The sequence below is a fragment of the Amycolatopsis sp. NPDC004747 genome, from assembly GCF_053601335.1.
This window is the reverse complement of sequence record NZ_JBSGBQ010000028.1, coordinates 63,672-80,037: the sequence shown is the minus strand read 5'-3', so window position 1 is coordinate 80,037 and position 16,366 is coordinate 63,672. Positions and strand designations below refer to the sequence as shown.

General features: G+C 73.3%; 15 protein-coding genes. 10 read left to right on the top strand and 5 right to left on the bottom strand.

Going from position 1 to position 16,366, the window contains the following annotated elements:
* Positions 1 to 5: 5 nt before the first annotated feature.
* From cobT to ACWEGE_RS35135, 3 genes are all read left to right on the top strand, one after another.
* The gene (cobT, locus tag ACWEGE_RS35145; protein ID WP_449664782.1) at positions 6 to 1,019 is read left to right on the top strand and encodes a nicotinate-nucleotide--dimethylbenzimidazole phosphoribosyltransferase; all 1,014 of its coding nucleotides are present in this window, start codon (positions 6 to 8) and stop codon (positions 1,017 to 1,019) included.
* Positions 1,020 to 1,374: 355 nt separating this feature from the next.
* Positions 1,375 to 2,091 carry an adenosylcobinamide-GDP ribazoletransferase gene (locus ACWEGE_RS35140; protein WP_449664817.1) on the top strand — a complete coding sequence of 239 codons (717 nt, stop codon included), beginning with the start codon at positions 1,375 to 1,377 and terminating at the stop codon, positions 2,089 to 2,091.
* Positions 2,092 to 2,441: 350 nt separating this feature from the next.
* A complete protein-coding gene (locus tag ACWEGE_RS35135) occupies positions 2,442 to 3,194 on the top strand; it encodes a helix-turn-helix transcriptional regulator (RefSeq protein ID WP_449664781.1) in 753 nt (250 codons plus the stop codon).
* Here ACWEGE_RS35135 and ACWEGE_RS35130 read toward each other — a convergent pair.
* From ACWEGE_RS35130 to ACWEGE_RS35110, 5 genes are all read right to left on the bottom strand, one after another.
* Positions 3,178 to 3,534, bottom strand: a complete 357-nt coding sequence (locus tag ACWEGE_RS35130) for a VOC family protein (protein ID WP_449664780.1) — start codon at positions 3,532 to 3,534, stop codon at positions 3,178 to 3,180. The two genes, ACWEGE_RS35135 and ACWEGE_RS35130, sit on opposite strands and share 17 nt — an antisense overlap.
* Positions 3,535 to 3,616: 82 nt before the next feature.
* Positions 3,617 to 4,633: an Rv2231c family pyridoxal phosphate-dependent protein CobC gene (cobC, locus tag ACWEGE_RS35125; RefSeq protein ID WP_449664779.1), complete on the bottom strand. Its 1,017-nt coding sequence runs from the start codon at positions 4,631 to 4,633 to the stop codon at positions 3,617 to 3,619.
* Positions 4,626 to 5,957 carry a cobyrinate a,c-diamide synthase gene (locus tag ACWEGE_RS35120; protein WP_449664778.1) on the bottom strand — a complete coding sequence of 444 codons (1,332 nt, stop codon included), beginning with the start codon at positions 5,955 to 5,957 and terminating at the stop codon, positions 4,626 to 4,628. The genes cobC and ACWEGE_RS35120 overlap by 8 nt, the downstream gene beginning before the upstream one ends.
* Complete coding sequence (gene cobO, locus ACWEGE_RS35115; RefSeq protein WP_449664777.1) at positions 5,951 to 6,565, bottom strand: cob(I)yrinic acid a,c-diamide adenosyltransferase; 615 nt, start codon at positions 6,563 to 6,565, stop codon at positions 5,951 to 5,953. Before cobO ends, ACWEGE_RS35120 begins: the two co-directional genes overlap by 7 nt.
* A complete protein-coding gene (locus ACWEGE_RS35110) occupies positions 6,565 to 8,511 on the bottom strand; it encodes a putative cobaltochelatase (protein WP_449664776.1) in 1,947 nt (648 codons plus the stop codon). The genes cobO and ACWEGE_RS35110 overlap by 1 nt, the downstream gene beginning before the upstream one ends.
* A 68-nt stretch (positions 8,512 to 8,579) precedes the next feature.
* Between ACWEGE_RS35110 and cbiE the strand changes: the two genes are divergently transcribed.
* Genes cbiE through ACWEGE_RS35075 form a run of 7 tightly spaced genes read left to right on the top strand, consistent with a single transcriptional unit; the run spans position 8,580 to position 16,203 of the window.
* Positions 8,580 to 9,755 carry a precorrin-6y C5,15-methyltransferase (decarboxylating) subunit CbiE gene (cbiE, locus tag ACWEGE_RS35105; RefSeq protein ID WP_449664775.1) on the top strand — a complete coding sequence of 392 codons (1,176 nt, stop codon included), beginning with the start codon at positions 8,580 to 8,582 and terminating at the stop codon, positions 9,753 to 9,755.
* Complete coding sequence (locus tag ACWEGE_RS35100; RefSeq protein ID WP_449664774.1) at positions 9,752 to 9,949, top strand: hypothetical protein; 198 nt, start codon at positions 9,752 to 9,754, stop codon at positions 9,947 to 9,949. The genes cbiE and ACWEGE_RS35100 overlap by 4 nt, the downstream gene beginning before the upstream one ends.
* Positions 9,946 to 10,707: a precorrin-4 C(11)-methyltransferase gene (gene cobM / locus ACWEGE_RS35095; protein WP_449664773.1), complete on the top strand. Its 762-nt coding sequence runs from the start codon at positions 9,946 to 9,948 to the stop codon at positions 10,705 to 10,707. The genes ACWEGE_RS35100 and cobM overlap by 4 nt, the downstream gene beginning before the upstream one ends.
* On the top strand, positions 10,704 to 11,720 hold the full coding sequence (locus ACWEGE_RS35090; protein ID WP_449664772.1) for a Gfo/Idh/MocA family protein: 1,017 nt from the start codon (positions 10,704 to 10,706) through the stop codon (positions 11,718 to 11,720). The genes cobM and ACWEGE_RS35090 overlap by 4 nt, the downstream gene beginning before the upstream one ends.
* The gene (locus ACWEGE_RS35085) at positions 11,717 to 12,436 is read left to right on the top strand and encodes a cobalt-precorrin-6A reductase (protein WP_449664816.1); all 720 of its coding nucleotides are present in this window, start codon (positions 11,717 to 11,719) and stop codon (positions 12,434 to 12,436) included. Before ACWEGE_RS35090 ends, ACWEGE_RS35085 begins: the two co-directional genes overlap by 4 nt.
* Positions 12,433 to 13,092 (top strand): 5,6-dimethylbenzimidazole synthase, encoded by a 660-nt coding sequence (bluB, locus tag ACWEGE_RS35080; RefSeq protein ID WP_449664771.1) that lies wholly within the window; start codon positions 12,433 to 12,435, stop codon positions 13,090 to 13,092. Before ACWEGE_RS35085 ends, bluB begins: the two co-directional genes overlap by 4 nt.
* An 18-nt stretch (positions 13,093 to 13,110) precedes the next feature.
* Positions 13,111 to 16,203 (top strand): arabinosyltransferase domain-containing protein, encoded by a 3,093-nt coding sequence (locus ACWEGE_RS35075; protein ID WP_449664770.1) that lies wholly within the window; start codon positions 13,111 to 13,113, stop codon positions 16,201 to 16,203.
* Positions 16,204 to 16,366 lie beyond the last annotated feature (163 nt).

Here is a 16,366-nt window from a genome sequence, read left to right as displayed (position 1 = left end):
CGCCCGTGTTCGACGTACCCGTGCCCGACCCCGCCGCCCGCGCCGCCGCGCTGGAGCGGCTCGACGGCCTGGTCAAGCCGCTCGGCGCGCTCGGCAGGCTGGAGGAGATCGCCGCCTGGCTCGCCGCGGCGCACGGCACCGTGCCGCCGCGCCCGCTCGACGACGTCCGCGTGGTCGTTTTCGCGGGCGACCACGGCGTGTCGGCACTGTCGGCGTACCCGCGCGAGGTGACCGCGGCGATGGTGCGCGTGTTCCTGGCCGGCAAGAGCGGCGTGAACGTGCTGGCCGCCCAGGTCGGCGCGCGCGTGCGGGTCGCGGACATCGCCGTCGACTGGGACGGCGCGGACGTGCCGCCATCGGTGACGGCGCACAAGATCCGCCGCGGTTCGGGCTCGATCGACGTCGAGGACGCGTTGCTGCCGGGTGAGGCGCAGGCGGCGTTCGAAGCGGGCCGGGCGATCGCCCTGGAGGAGCGCGAAGCGGACGTGCTGATCCCCGGCGACATGGGAATCGGCAACACGGCGATGTGCGCGGCACTGGTGGCGGCCTCCCTGGGCCTGCCGGCGGCCGAGGTGGTCGGCACGGGAACCGGAGTAGACGCGGCGGGCCTCGAACGCAAGACAGCAGCGGTCGCGGCGGCCTTGGCCCGGACGACGGGCCGAACGGAGGACCCGTTCGAGCGGCTGACGGCGTTGGGCAGCGCGTGCGTCGCGGCAACGGCGGGCTTCCTGGTCCAGGCGGCGGTGCTCGGAATCCCGGTCCTGCTGGACGGCGTGTTCTCCGGTGCGGCGGCCTTGGTGGCGCGGGACATCGCGCCGGGAGCGGAGCAGTGGTGGCTGGCCGGGCACCGCTCGACGGAACCGTCGCAGGCGTTCGCGTTGAAGGCGCTGGGCCTGGAGCCGATCCTGGACTTCGGCCTGCGGCTCGGCGAAGGCAGCGGGGCGGTCCAGGCGGTGCCGACGCTGCGAGCCGCCCGGGCAATTCTGGCCGACATGGGCTTGTTGGCCGACCTGGCATGAGCAGTGGCACCCTCGGCTCCTCCGCACGGGTCCGGCTGCGGTCGCGGCCGAGCTGCGTCGGCCGGTGTCCATGATCAGCCAGGGGCTGGACCGCAACCCCCAACGACACCGCCCGGCCGGCGCCGCGGATCGGTCCCGCCGAACGCCCGCACATCTACGCCGCACCGCCCACAACCGGCAGCAGGCTCGCCATGACCACTAGAAACCGCCCGCTCTTGGGGACCGCCCGGGGCCAGGGCCAGGGTATCGGCCTCGGGGGCGGCAAAACCGCCGTTCGGCGATCTGTGGACAACGTCGGCTTCGCCGGCTCGGCTGTGGACAGCCCGACGTGAGCCGTTGGGGCGACGCCGTGCGGATGGCCGTCGGGACGCTTACGACCGTGCCCGTGCCCGCTCCGCGGGTCATCGATCGGGCCGTGGCCGGGCGGGCCATGCTGCTTGCTCCGCTGGCCGCGATGCCCCTGGCCGCCGCGGCCGGGGGCATCGTGTGGGCCGGCTCCGGCCTCGGGCTGCCCGCACTGGCCACCGCGGCGCTTGCCCTCGGGGCCGTTGCCCTGGGCAGCCGGGGGTTGCACCTGGACGGGCTCGCCGACACCGCCGACGGACTCGGTGCCTCCTACGACCGCGCCAAGGCGCTCGACGTCATGCGCCGCGGGGACTCCGGGCCCACCGGGGTGGCCACGCTCGTTCTGGTCCTGCTCGTCCAGGTCGGGGCCCTGACCGCCGCCAACCCGATCACGGCGGCCGCGGGGGTGGTCGTCGGGCGGTGCACGCTCTCCATGGCCTGCGCGCGGGGCGTTCCGACGGCGCGCCCCGAGGGGCTCGGGGCCACCGTCGCCGGGTCGGTGCCCCGCGCTGCCGCCATCGCCGTGGGTCTGGCGGCGGCCGGGCTCGCCGTGTTCCTGCCCGGGTTGCCGTGGTGGCGCGGGCCGCTCGCGGTCGGGCTTGCCTATGCCGTCGCCGGGGCTCTGCTGTGGCGATGCACCAAGCGGCTCGGCGGCATCACCGGCGATGTTCTCGGTGCCGGTGTCGAGGCGGCCGTCGCGGTGGCTCTGGTCGCCTTGTCGACTTAGGCCCGTTGCCCGGCGGAACACCCTCCGCCCCACCCCCGCCCCGCCCCACCCCGGCCCGGCCCAGTCTGGTCTGGTCCGGCCGACCGGGCTGCTGCTCGGCGACCACGGGCTCGCCGAGGCCGCCGCGCAAGACGCCTCCGACAGGTGCCCACCCTCGCACCGACGCGACACAGCGGCTGCGGCACCGGACCCGCGCCCGCGTGCCGCCCGCGGACACCGATGCCCCCGCTCAACGCGGAACATCGGGAGGTGCTCGGCACGTCGCGCCACCCGCCCGGGGCGGCCCGACCAGGAAGACACCACGCCATCCGGCGCGATCTTCCGCGACCGCCTCGGCCACGACATCCGGAGTGACGGAGCTCAAGCCGCGCGGTGAGTCGCCGAAACTGTCATACCTCCTCCTTACAGTGATCCGCGTGAACCGAACCGATCGTCTCTACGCCATCGTCGAAGAACTGCGTGCCGTTGCGCCGCGGCCGCGTAGTGCTCGGTGGCTCGCCGGGCGGTTTGAGGTCAGCGTTCGCACCGTCGAACGGGATATCAGCGCCCTGCAGCAGTCCGGCACGCCGATCTACGCCGAACCCGGTCGTACCGGCGGGTACTGCCTTGACAAGGCGCACACCATGCCGCCCGTCAACCTGACGGCCGCCGAGGCCGTGGCCATGGCGCTCGCCCTTAGGCACCTCGATGGCACCCCCTTCCGAGCGGAAGGACGCTCGGCGCTGCGCAAGCTGGTCGCCGCGATGCGCCGGGAGGACGCGGATGCGGCGCAGGACCTCGCCGCCTGTGTCCACCTGCTCGGCGGGGGTCCCGTGCCGCCGATCCCGCCCGTGCTCAACATCCGCCGCGTCCTGCGGATCCGGTACACCGATCGCGGAGGCACCGTCACCCGGCGGGAGGTCGAGCCGCTCGGCTACGTCGGCAAACCCGAGCACTGGTACCTCGTGGCCTGGTGCCGGCTGCGCCAGGAGATCCGGGCGTTCCGCACCGACCGGATCGTCTCCTTCACCGTGACCGCCGAGGTGCCGCCGCTTCGCCGGCTGCGCCCCGAGGACCTCGACATCCCCTACGGCGACGTCCAGCAGCTCACTTTGGCGGGGTGAACACCGAGAAGTGGTTGCCCGCCGGGTCCCGCAGGTGGGCGAACGTCACGCCGACGGGGTTGACGCTCGGTGGCCGCAGCACCTGCCCGCCGGCCTTCTCGACCTGGCGGCAGGTGGTGTCGACGTCCTCGACCAGCACGGTGAAGATCGCGTAGTTCTCCTGGCCGGTGAAGAGGCCGCCGCGTGAGCCTCCGGTGTCGATGACGCGGTAGGCGGCATCGGTGCTCGCCGTGTCGTCCTGCGCGACCTTCCAGCCGAAGACGTCGCCGTAGAACCGTTCGGCGGCCGCCGGATCGTCGGTGCCGATCTCGAACCAGGCGACGTCGTTGAACCCGGGCATTGTCGTTCCTCTCGCTGCCACGCCGGGCGTTTCCCGGCTTTGCCCAGTTTCGGCGGCGGCAGCGACAACCCCCTGTCGGTGTTTACAGGATTTTCCGCAACTCGGTCAGGAACGCGGCCGTCGTCGCGCGGTCGCGGACCGCGAGCCGCAGGTGGTCCGGGCCGAGACCGGGGAAGGTGTCCCCTCGCCGCACCGCGTAACCCGCGTCACGCAGCCGTGCCCGCACGGAAGCGCCGCCGGGCACGCGCACCAGCACGAACGGCCCACGCGGGTCGCCCGGCACCGGCACTCCCGCCGCCGTCAGGCCGGCCACCAGGTACTCGCGGTCCGCCTCCGCCGCGATCGCCAGCTTTTCCGCTTCCTCCAGGGCAGCCGGACGGCAGCAGGCCACCGTCGCCACCCCGGCCAAAGTGGACACCGACCAGGGCACCTGCACCGCCCGCAGCCGTTCGATGACGTCCGCCGGGCCGAGCACGTACCCCGCCCGCAGCCCGGCCAGCCCCCACGTCTTCGTCAGGCTGCGCAGGACGACAACGCCGGGGACGCCGGAAGCCAGGCTCTCGGCCTCGCCCGGAATCGCGTCCAGGAACGCCTCGTCCACCACGAGCAACCGCCCGGGCCGGGCCAGGGAACGCAGCACCGAAGCCGGGTGCAGCACGGACGTCGGATTCGTCGGGTTGCCGACGAACACCAGGTCGGCGTCGGAAGGCACCAGGGCGGGATCCAGCACGAAACCGTCCGCTTCGGACAGGATCACCCGCGAAAGCGGGTGGCCCGCCGCCCGCAACGCCGCCTCCGGCTCGGTGAACTGCGGGTGCACGACCACCGCCCGACGCGGCCGGAAAGCCGACGCCACCAGCGTGAACGCCTCCGCCGCACCCGCGGTGACCAGGACTTCGGAGGTAGGACGCCCGTGCCGGGCACCGACCGCGGCCACGGCCTCACCGGTCGACGGATAAGCCGCGAGAGAGTCCAGCGCGGACGCGAGTTCGTCCCGCAGCCAGTCGGGTGGCCGGGTCAGCCGGACGTTCACCGCGAGGTCGACCAGCCCCGGCGCGACCTCGCGATCGCCGTGGTGGTGCAGATCGTAGTCAGGCATAAGCCCGGACCCGCGCAGCGAACCGCTGGGCCAGCTCGGGGTACCCGGCCCAGTGCACGTGCAGGTAGGACGCGTGCAGCGTCGGCGACGCGAAGCCGTCCAGCTGCCGGTCCCAGCCCCAGGCCGCCGAAGCGCCGTGCGACGGCGTCACTTCGGTGCGGTGGAACTCGTGCCCGGTGACGCGCTGGCCGGCCGTCGCGAGCAGGTTGTCCTCGACGGCGACCGCCCGCCGGTAGCCGAGCTTGCCGCGGGCGGTCATCTTGGCGTCCGCGGGCACCGCGCCGACCATCGGCACGCCGTCCAAGGACTGGCACAGGTACAGCAGACCCGCGCATTCCGCGCTCACCGGCATACCGGCCTCGATCGCCGAAGCGACCGCGGACCGCAACGCCGTGTTCGCCGACAGCTCGGCCGCGTGCACCTCGGGGAACCCACCGCCGAAGTACAGTCCGGCACACCCGTCGGGCAGCGCCCGGTCCCGCAACGGGTCGACGTCCACCACCGAAACCCCGCAGGCCGCCAGCAGCTCGACGTTCTCGGTGTACCGGAAGGTGAACGCCGGACCGCCAGCGGCGGCGATGGTCACCGGTGGACCGTCCACACCGGACGGTTCCCACGGCGGCGGAGAAAGCCGCGACGCCCCGGAAGCGATCCGGACGACCGCTTCGAGGTCGACGCCGTCCCGCACCCACGCGGCCAGCGCGGGCAGCACGTGCTGCGCCTCCGCGGCCCGTTCCGCCGCCGGGACGAGCCCGAGGTGCCGGCTCGGCGCGTGGATCTCTTCGTTGCGGTACAACGCACCCAGCAGCGGGACGCCGGTGGCTTCCAGCGCGGACGCGATCTCGTCGCGGTGCCGCTGCGAACCCAGTTTGTTGAGGATGACGCCGGCGAGCCGCACGCGGTTGTCGTAGTGGGCGAACCCGAGCACGGTCGCGGCGACGCTGCGGGAGGCGGCCGAGGCGTCGACGACCAGCACCACCGGCGCGTCCAGGACCCGGGCCACGTGCGCGGTCGACGCGTAGCCCTCGGTGCCCAGTGCCCCGTCGAACAGGCCCATCACGCCCTCGATCACGGCGATGTCGGCACCGTGGGAACCGTGCCGGAGCAGGGGAACCAGCTGTTCTTCGCCCTGCAGGAACGGGTCGAGGTTGCGGGCGGGACGTCCGGTGGCGAGCGCGTGGTAGCTCGGATCGATGAAGTCCGGCCCGACCTTGTGGCCGGACACCCGGTGCCCGGCCGCGCGCAACGCCGCCATCAGACCCGCGGCGATCGTGGTCTTGCCGTGCCCGGAACCGGGCGCGGCGACCACCACGCGCGCTACCACTCGATCCCCCGCTGGCCCTTCTGCCCGGCGTCCATCGGGTGCTTGACCTTGGTCATCTCGGCGACCAGGTCGGCGGCCTCGACGAGCTCCGGCGGGGCGTACCGGCCGGTGATGACGACGTGCTGGTGACCCGGCCGCGAGACCAGCGTGGACACCACGTCGTCCACTTCGAGCCAGCCCCACTTGAGCAGGTAGGAGAACTCGTCGAGGACGTAGAAGCCGTGCGTCTCGGCCGCGAGCCGCCGCTTGATCTCCGCCCAGCCCTCGCGGGCGTTCGCAGCGTGGTCCTCTTCGGTGCCGGACTTGCGCGCCCAGCTCCAGCCTTCGCCCATCTTGTGCCACTCGACCGGCCCGCCCTGGCCGGTGTCTTCGTGCAGCTTGCCCAGCGCGCGGAATGCGGCTTCCTCGCCGACGCGCCACTTCGCCGACTTGACGAACTGGAACACCCCGATCGACCAGCCCTGGTTCCAGGCGCGCAACGCCATCCCGAACGCGGCCGTCGACTTGCCCTTCATCTCGCCGGTGTGCACGGCGAGCAGCGGCCGGTTGCGGCGCTGGCGCGTGGTCAGGCCGTCCTGCGGCACTGCCGACGGTTTGCCCTGTGGCATCAGGCGGCCCTTCCGGTCCGGGCGCGGACGGCGCCCGCCAGCGATTCGGCGGCGACGTCGGCCAACGGCACGTGTTCCGCGCCGAGGTGGGCGGCGAGGTCGGCGGCCAGGCCGAGCCGCATCTTGCCGCTTTCGCAGTCCATCACGATCGTCGTGACACCGGTGAGCAGCCCGGCCGCGGCCTGGGCGCGCGCGACGGCGTCGGGACCGCTGGTGGCGCGGCCGTCGGTGACCACGACGAGCAGCGGGCGGCGCCGGGGGTCGCGGATCTCCTCGACGCGCAGCACGCGCGCGGCTTCCAGGAGTCCTTCGGCCAGCGGCGTCCGGCCGCCGGTCGGGAGGTCTTCGAGGCGGGACGCGGCCGTGTCGACGCTGATCGTCGGCGGCAGCGCGAGTTCGGCCGCGTTGCCGCGGAACGTGACGAGCCCGACCTTGTCCCGGCGCTGGTAGGCGTCGAGCAGCAGCGACAGGACCGCGGACTTGACCTCGCGCATCCGCGCCTTCGCGCCCATCGAGCCGGACGCGTCCACGCAGAAGAGGACGAGGTTGCCTTCACGGCCTTCGCGCAACGCGTAGCGGACGTCTTCGGGCCGCAGCTTCAGACCGGCGCCCGCTCGACCGCGGGACTTCTGGTGCGGCGCCGCGGCTTTCACGGTCGCGACCAGGTGGGGACGGCCTTCGCGGACGCTCGCGGGCTGGACGCCGATGGTCCGGCCGCTGTCGGTGATCGCGCGGGAACGGCGTCCGCGCACGCCTTCGCCCATGCCTTTCACGCGGAAGACGCGGGCCTTGAACGTGTCACCGGCCCCGACGGTCTTCTGCTGACCGCCACTGGGTTTCGGTTCGCTCTGGGGTGCGTTCTCGCTGCCCTGCGGCGGCTCGGGCGCTTCCGGCGGCGTCGATCCCGAGCCGGGGCCGTCGTCCTCGGGACCGGGGTCCGGCTGGGCGTCCTGGAGGGCCTGCTCCAGCTGTTCTTCGGAGATGCCGGGCGCGTCGAACGGGTTGCGGCGGCGCCGGTGCGGCAGCGCGAGCCGCGCGGCGACGCGGACGTCCTCGGTGGTCACCTCGTCGCGGCCGGACCAGGCCGCGTGCGCGACCGCCGTGCGCGCGGTGACGATGTCCGCGCGCATGCCGTCGACCTCGAAGGACGCGCAGACCTCGGCGATCTGGCGCAGGGCTTCGTCGGGGAGCTTGACGGCGGGCAGAAGGCGTTGCGCCGCTTCGATGTCCGCGGCGAGCTGGGCGTCTTCGGCCGCGTACTGCGCGGCGAAGGCGTCCGGATCGGCTTCGTAGGCCAGGCGACGGCGGACGACCTCGACGCGCTGCTCCGGGTCACGGCTGGAAGCGACCTCGACGGTCAGCCCGAACCGGTCCAGCAGCTGCGGCCGCAGCTCGCCCTCTTCGGGGTTCATGGTGCCGATCAGCACGAACCGCGCCGCGTGCGAGACCGAAACGCCTTCGCGTTCCACGGTCGCGCGACCCATCGCGGCGGCGTCCAGGAGCGTGTCGACGAGATGGTCGTGCAGCAGGTTGACCTCGTCGACGTAGAGGAGGCCGCGGTGGGCGGCGGCCAGCAGGCCGGGCTGGAAGTCCGTGACGCCTTCGGCGAGCGCGCGTTCCAGGTGCAGGGAGCCGATGACGCGGTCTTCGGCCGCGCCGACCGGCAGCTCGACCAGCTTCGCGGGCCGCCGGTGGCTCTTCGCGCCGTCGTGCGGGCCGTCGGGGCAGAGCGGGTCGGGCGCCGCGGGATCGCAGGAGAAGCGGCAGCCGTCCACGACGTCGACGCCCGGCAGCAGGCCCGCGAGCGCACGGACCATGGTCGACTTCGCGGTGCCCTTTTCGCCGCGCACCAGCACCCCGCCGACGGCGGGCGAGATCGAGGACAGGACCAGCGCCAGGCGCAGGTCCGGCAACCCGACGACGGCGGTGAACGGGTACGGCTTCAACAGCGCTCCTCCAGCTCGGCGACCGGCCGATCATCGCACAGCGCCTGCCTCGCTTAGGGTGGGAAATCGTGCGCGAAGAATCACGTCCACCGGCTGCCGGAGCGGACCGCCTCACCGTGGTCGGGATCGGGGCGGACGGCTGGTCAGGGCTGTCGGAACCGGCGCGGGCCGCGGTGCTCGCCGCCGACGTCGTGCTGGGTGCGCCCCGGCAGCTGGCGTACCTGCCCGAGGAGGTCCCGGCGCAGGCGTGGCCGACGCCGTTGCTGCCCGGACTGGACGCGGTCATCGCCGAGCACGAAGGCGCCCGGATCTGCGTCCTGGCCAGCGGAGATCCGTTTTTGTCGGGGGTGGGTGCCACACTGGTGGCCCATGGATACGAGGTCGAGGCGCTGCCCGCGCTCTCCTCGGTGACACTGGCCCGGGCACGGCTGGGCTGGTCCGCCGAGGAGACCGAGGTGGTCACCATCGTCGGCCGGTCGTCGGCCCGCGTCGCCCGGGTTCTGGCGCCGCGCCGGCGAGTGCTCGTCCTGGGCGCCGACGCGCCCGCTTTGCGCTCCCTGCTCACCGTGCGGGGTTATGGCGAGAGCGAACTGATCGCGTTGGAGAACCTGGGCGGGCCGGACGAGCGCATCTCCGACGGCTGGGACGGCGATCCCGGACCGCTGACGGTGTTCGCGCTGGAGTGCGCGGGTCCGGCGTTGCCGCTGATCGGCATCCCGGACGACGTGTACGCCCACGACGGGCAGCTGACCAAGCGAGACCTCCGAGTGTCGGCGCTGGCCCGCCTCGCGCCGAGTCCCGGCGAGCTGTTGTGGGACGTCGGTGCGGGTGCGGGCAGCGTCGGCATCGAATGGTCACGGCTGCACGGGCTCAACCGCGCGGTCGCGATCGAACGCTCTCCGGAGCGGGCCGAGCGGATCGGCCGGAACGCGTTGGACCTGGGAGTACCGGAACTGGAGGTGGTGGCGGGGGAAGCACCGGAAGCGCTGAGCGCGCTGCCCGCACCGGACGCGGTCTTCATCGGAGGCGGCGTGACGGCGCCGGGCGTACTGGACGCGTGCGTGGCCACGGGCGCACGAGTGGTGGCGCACGGGGTGACGCTGGAGGCCGAGCAGGTCCTGGCGCGAGCGTACGAAGAGCACGGAGGGGAGCTGCTGCGGATCGGAGTGGAGAGGGCGGCGCCGCTGGGCGGCTTCACGGGCTGGACGCCGGCCCGGGTCGTGACGCAGTGGAGCAGCCGGTGACCGGGCCTGCGTACTCGGGCCTCGCGGGACCGCCGCGGCACGGCGGCGGGCTCACCGTGCCCGAAGTGCCTGGCAGCGGGCTCACCGCGGCCGAAGTGCCCGGCTACGGCCTCACCGCGGCCGAAGTGCCTGGCAGCGGGCGCACCGCGACCGAGGTGCCCGGCAGCGGGCTTGCTCCCGGGAGCAGCCGGTGACCGTGCACTTCATCGGCGCCGGGCCCGGGGCCGCCGACCTCATCACCGTGCGGGGCCGGGACCTGCTGGCCCGCTGCGGTGTCTGCCTCTACCCCGGCAGCATGACGCCTCCGGACCTGCTCGCGTACTGCCCGTCCGGGGCCGAGCTCGTCGACACGGCGAACCTCAGCCTCGAGCAGATCGTCGCGAAGCTGGTCGACGCCCACCGCGCCGGGCAGGAGGTCGCGCGGCTGTGCTCGGGCGACCCGTCGCTCTACAGCGCGGTCGCCGAGCAGGTGCGGCGGCTCGACGCGGCCGGTGTTCCCTACGAGGTCGTGCCCGGCGTGCCCGCCTTCGCCGCTTCGGCCGCCGTGCTGAAGCGGGAGCTCACCGTGCCCGAAATCGGGCAGAGCCTGGTGATCACCCGGGTTCAGGCGCGCTCCACCAAGATGCCGCCCGGGGAGGCCCTCGCCGCCTTTGCCGCGACCGGGGCCACTCTTGCGCTGCACCTCGCCATCAACCACGTCGAGCGGGTGCGCGAGGAGCTGAAACCCCACTACGGCGAGGATTGCCCCGTCGCCGTAGTCGCGCTGGCGAGCCAGGCCGGGGAAACCGTCGTGCGCGGGGTGCTCGGGGAACTCCCGGCGCTGGTCCGCGAGGCCGGGATGACGCGCGCGGCCACCATCTTCGTCGGGCGGGTGCTCGCCGCCACGAACTTCCCCGACAGCTTCCTCTACTCGAGTGCCCGTGACCGGGCGAACCAACCGGAGTCGTTGTGACGGAACTGCGCTGGGGCCTGCTGGCCGCCGGGACGATCGCCGCCCACTTCGCCGCGGGCGTCGACGAAAGCAAACACGGCGTCCTCGGGGCCGTCGCGGCGCGGGACGCCGACCGCGCGCGGGACTTCGCCACGCGCTTCGACATCCCGAAGGCGTACGGCAGCTACGAAGAGCTCCTCGCCGACCCGGACATCGACGCCGTGTACGTCTCGACGCCGCACGCGTTGCACAAGCAGTGGGCCATCGCCGCCGCCGAAGCCGGGAAGCACGTGCTGTGCGAGAAGCCGCTGACGATCACCGCCGCCGAGGCCGAGGAGGTGATCGCCGCGGCCCGGGCGAACGACGTCTTCCTGATGGAGGCGTTCATGTACCGGCTGCACCCGCAGACGCGACGGCTGGCCGAGCTGATCTCGTCCGGCGCCATCGGCGAGGTCCGCGCGGTCGACACGACTTTCTCCTTCGACAGCAACCCGGAAGAGACCGCCCGGCTGAGCGACCCGGCGCTCGGCGGCGGCGGGATCCTGGACGTCGGCTGCTACTGCACGTCGCTGGCGCGGCTGGTCGCGCAGGCCGCGACCGGGCAGGACGTCGTCGAGCCGTCCGAGGTCAGCGGGATGGCGCACCTGTCCGCCACCGGCGTCGACGAATGGGCGACCGGCCTGCTGCGGCTGCCCGGGGACATCCTCGCGACGATCTCGTGCGGGATCCGGCTCACCCGCGAGGACGGCATCCGCGTCTTCGGCTCGGCCGGGCAGATCCACATCCCGGAGCCCGCGTGGATCCACCCGCTGCGCAAGCCCGGCGTCTCGCGGATCATCCTGACGCCGGCCGGCGGCGAGCCGGAGGTCATCGAGGTCGAGGCCACGCAGGGCGTCTTCGCGCGCGAGGCCGACCACGTCGCCACGCACGTCGAAGACCGGCAGGCGCCCGAGCTGACCTGGGCGGAGACGCTCGCCAACCTGCGCACGCTGGACCGTTGGCGCGAAGCCGTCGGCTACGGGCGTTCCTCGTGATCCTCATCCTCGGCGGGACCGGCGAAGCCCGGCAGCTCGCCGAAGCGCTCACCACGCACGATGTCCGCGTTGTCTCTTCGCTGGCGGGGCGCGTCGCACGGCCGAGGCTCCCCGTCGGCGAAGTACGCGTCGGCGGCTTCGGCGGCCCGGAGGGTCTCGCTCGGTACCTGCGCGAGAACCGGATCGAAGCCGTGGTGGACGCCACTCACCCCTTCGCCGAGCGCATCGGCGCGAACGCCGCGAAGGCGGCCGCGCTGGCGGAAACGCCCCTGCTCCGGCTCGCGCGGCCGGGCTGGCAGGCGGGGCCGGGGGACGTCTGGCACTGGGCCGACGACCTCGCCGATGCCGCACGGCAGCTCCCCCACCTGGGCGGACGCGTGTTCCTGACCAGCGGCCGCCAGGGCCTCCCGGCCTTCGCGCACCTCGACGACCTGTGGTTCCTGATCCGCTGCGTCGACCCGCCCGAACCGCCCCTGCCACGGCACCACGAGCTGCTCCTCGCCCGCGGGCCGTACGAGGTGGCCGCCGAGCGCGAGCTGCTCCGGCGGGTCGACGTCCTGGTCACCAAGGACTCCGGCGGCGGACAGACCAGCGCGAAGCTGACCGCGGCCCGTGAACTGGGGAAGCCCGTCCTGGTGGTCCGGCGACCGTCCCGGCCGGGCACCGAGACCGCCGAAACCGTCCCCGAAGCCGTCGATTGGGTCCTGCACCGATGATCGAAGAGTTCTACGAGGTCCTGCGCAAGCGGCGGGACGTCCGCGGCGAGTTCACCGGCGCGCCCATCTCCGAAGCCACGCTGACGCGGATCCTCGAGGCCGCGCACGCCGCGCCGAGCGTCGGGCTCACCCAGCCGTGGGACTTCGTGCTGGTCGAGGACCACGCGACGCGCGAGAAGTTCGCCAAGCACGTCCACGAGGAGCGGGAGGTCTTCGCCGGGCAGCTCGACGGAGACCGCGCGAGCACCTTCGCGAACATCAAGATCGAGGGCATCCTCGAGGCGAGCCTCGGCATCGTCGTCACCTACGACCCGGCGCGCGGCGCGCCCGACGTGCTCGGCCGGCACGCCATCGCCGACGCCGGCCTGTACTCGGTGTGCCTGGCGATCCAGAACCTCTGGCTCGCCGCGACCGCGGAAGGCCTCGGCGTCGGCTGGGTCAGCTTCTACCGCGAGCCGTTCCTGAGCGAGCTGCTCGGCGTCCCGGACGGCGTCCGGCCGGTCGCGTGGCTCTGCGTGGGGCCGGTCAGCAGGCTGGAGACCGTGCCCGACCTGGAGCGCCACGGCTGGCGCAGCCGCCGCGCCCTCGCCGCGGCGGTACACCACGGGAGGTTCACCCCGCGTGACCCGGGGGCTGCGTCAGCGCCCGACCTCTGACCCGTTAGCGTTGCGCCGATGCGTCTGATTGCCGTAGCGCTGGGGCTGCTCTCGGCCTTGTGCGCGCTGGCTTTCCCCTTCCTGCCGGTGGTGCAGGACACGGCGGAGGTCGTCTGGCCGACCGGCAGCGACACCCGCTCCGTCAACGCGCCCTTGACCGGGTACTGGGCCCAGGACCTGCGCGCCGAGCTGCCCTGCGCGGCCATCCGCTCGGTCGACGCGCGCACGAACGGACCCGGCCTGCTGTTCGCCACCGTGCCGGACGGGCGCACCGACCCGAAGGCGGGCAACGGCGTCGGCCTGCAGCTGCGCGTCGACAACGGCGTGCTGCTCGCCTCGAGCCAGGGCCAGCAGATCGCCCAGCAGCCGCTGCCGGCCGAGAAGTGCGACGTCGAGCTGGACGTCGACGCGACGCAGATGACCCTGGCCGTGGCCGGGACGCCGATCTTCCACGCGGGCGGCGACGTCCGGCCCCGCGTCGTCGGCATCTACTCCTCGATCAACTCGAGCAAGGACCCGATCGCCGGCCTGCGCGTCTCGGTCGTGCCCGACACGCGCTACCAGACGTCGCCGACGGCGCTGAAGATCGTCGTCGGCGTGCTCGCCGTGCTGTCGCTGATCGGCTGCCTGATCGCCGTCTGGCGCCGCGATTCCGGCTTCGCGAGACGCGCGCCGCGCTGGGCGCCGGTCGGCTGGTGGCGGCTGACGCTGCGGGACGCCACGGTGATCGCCGCGCTCGGCGCGTGGGTCTTCATCGGCCCGGTGACCTCGGACGACGGCTACATCCTCACGATGGCCCGGGTCACCGAGGCGACCGGCTACCTGACGAACTACCACCGCTGGTTCGGCGTCGCCGAGGCGCCGTTCGGCTGGTTCTACCACGTCTTCGAGCTGATGACGCACGTCAGCACGGTGCCGCCGTGGATCCGGCTGCCGTCGTTCCTGCTCGGCGTGCTCAGCTGGCTGCTGATCAGCCGCGAGGTGATGCCGCGGCTCGGCAGCCAGATCCGCACCAGCCGCCCGGCCAGCTGGGCCGCCGCGACGGTGTTCCTGATCTGGTGGATGCCCTACAACAACGGCGTCCGCCCGGAACCGGTGGCCGCGCTCGGCTCGCTGCTGGCGATCTGCGCGGTCGAGCGCACGCTGGTCACGCGGCGGCTGCTGCCGCTGTGCCTGGGCCTGACCGCGGCCGGGTTCACCCTGGCCGCGACGCCGACCGGGCTGATCGCGGTGGCGCCGTTCCTGGTCGCCGCGCGGCCGCTGTTCAAGCTGGTGCGCCAGCGCGCCATCGAGAGCGGCTGGCTGCCGGTGCTCGCGCCGGTCGCCGCCGCCGGGCTGCTCGTGCTGGTCGTGGTGTTCGCCGACCAGACGTTCGCGACCGTCCAGGAGGCGACCCGGATCCGCACCCAGGTGGGCCCGAACCTGTCGTGGTTCCAGGAGCTCGCGCGCTACCAGCTGCTGTTCGCCGACCTGCCGGACGGCTCGGCGCCGCGCCGGTTCCCGGTGCTGCTGGTCGTCCTCTGCACCGCGACCTGCCTGGTGGTGCTGCTGCGCCGCAGCCGGATCCCCGGTGCCGCGCTGGGCCCGGCGCGCCGCCTGATCGGCACCACGGCGCTGTTCTTCCTGCTCCTGGCCCTGACGCCGACGAAGTGGACGCACCACTTCGGCGCGTTCGCCGCGGTCGGCGCGTCGATGGCGGCGCTGGCCGCGCTCGCGACCAGCTCGACGGTGCTGCGGTCCCAGCGCAACCGCGCGGCCTTCCTCGCCGCGCTGCTGGTGGTCGCCGCGCTCGCCGCGACCGGGCCGAACACGTACTGGTTCGTCTCCCGCCTCGGCGTCCAGTGGACGAACGTGGCGCCGTCGATCGGCGGCCTCCCGCTGTCGACGATCCTGCTCGCCGCGGCCGCCATCGCCGGGATCTACGCGTTCGTCGAAAACGTCCGCGCCCACCGGCCGGGCCTGCCGGACCAGCCCCAGGAAGGCCGGCTGCGCGCGCTGCGGCTCGGGTCGCTGTCGCTGGTGGTGGTCTGCGGCCTGGTCGCGGCGGGCGAGTTCGTCACGATGGCGTGGGCGATCCACAACCAGTCCGGCAGCTACAGCCTGGGCGCGGCGAACGTCGGGCACCTGTTCGGCAAGAGCTGCAACCTCTCCGACCACGTGATGGTCGAGCGCGACGCGGCGACGAGCATCCTGCACCCCCAGGCCGAGCAGCGGACCGTCGCGGTGAAGCCCAAGGAAACCGACTCGCCGCTGCCGAACCCGGACTCCGACAACGGCCGCGTCCAGACCGGCTTCCACACCCGCCCGGTCGACGACAAGGACCCACTGGCCGAGCCGCCGCACGGGTTCACCCCGGACAAGGTGCCGATGTGGTCGAGCTACCTCGACCCGGAGACGCGCGCCGGCCGGCTGCGCAGCGACTGGTACGCGCTGACGGAGAAGCCCGCGGACGGCCAGATCGTGGTGGCGACGGCCGGCGCGGCCCGCCGCCCGACGTCGGTCAGCCTCGACTACGGCGTCGACACCCCGGACGGCGTGAAGGTGCTGCGCAGCCAGTTCATGCTCCCGCCGGGCTCCGGCACGGGGGGCTGGAACGACACGCGCATCAACCTGCGCGACCTGCCGCCGGAGACGAACGCGGTCCGCATCAACATCGTCGACAACGACCTGACCGAGGACGGCTGGATCGCCGCCTCGGCCCCGCGCGTCCCGACGTTCACGACGCTGACCGACCGCATCGGCTCGAAGCCGGTGTACGTGGACTGGCCGGCGTCGTTCGTGTACCCGTGCGTCCAGCCGGTGACGTCGCACGACGGCATCTCGCAGGTCCCGGACTACCGCATCACCGCGGGCGGCTTGGCGGACGAGGCCCAGTGGGCGTCCTCGACGAACGGCGGCCCGATCGGCTGGCTGGAGGAGCTGGCCGAGGAGCCGGAGGTGCCGAGCTACCTGATCGGCCAGCCGAGCCAGTCGTGGGGCCAGCTGCTGCAGATCGAGCCGTTCACCGAGGGCATCGCGCCGACGATCGTGCACGGCGAGAAGACGGTGCCGGGCTGGTGGTCGCCGGGTCCGGGGCCGCGGCAGCCGAACGGCAAGGACCCCACGCGCTGAATCCGGCTTGAGCACCGTGCCAGGATGACGCCATGGTGCTCAAGCTCCGGAGCCTGGAACTGCAGTCCGGCGAAGAGGTGGGAATCGGGCCGCAAGGTCGATCGCACCGCCGCCAGGGCCCCCGTCGAGGCGCAGTTCGCCCGGAGCAAGGCGGCCACTTTGG

Coding starts and splice junctions, on each gene's coding strand:
- cobC (WP_449664779.1), bottom strand. CDS start 4,633: ATGCCTGACTACGATCTGCACCACCACGGCGATCGCGAGGTCGCGCCG.
- ACWEGE_RS35140 (WP_449664817.1), top strand. CDS start 1,375: ATGGCCGTCGGGACGCTTACGACCGTGCCCGTGCCCGCTCCGCGGGTC.
- cobO (WP_449664777.1), bottom strand. CDS start 6,565: ATGCCACAGGGCAAACCGTCGGCAGTGCCGCAGGACGGCCTGACCACG.
- bluB (WP_449664771.1), top strand. CDS start 12,433: ATGATCGAAGAGTTCTACGAGGTCCTGCGCAAGCGGCGGGACGTCCGC.
- ACWEGE_RS35075 (WP_449664770.1), top strand. CDS start 13,111: ATGCGTCTGATTGCCGTAGCGCTGGGGCTGCTCTCGGCCTTGTGCGCG.
- ACWEGE_RS35130 (WP_449664780.1), bottom strand. CDS start 3,534: ATGCCCGGGTTCAACGACGTCGCCTGGTTCGAGATCGGCACCGACGAT.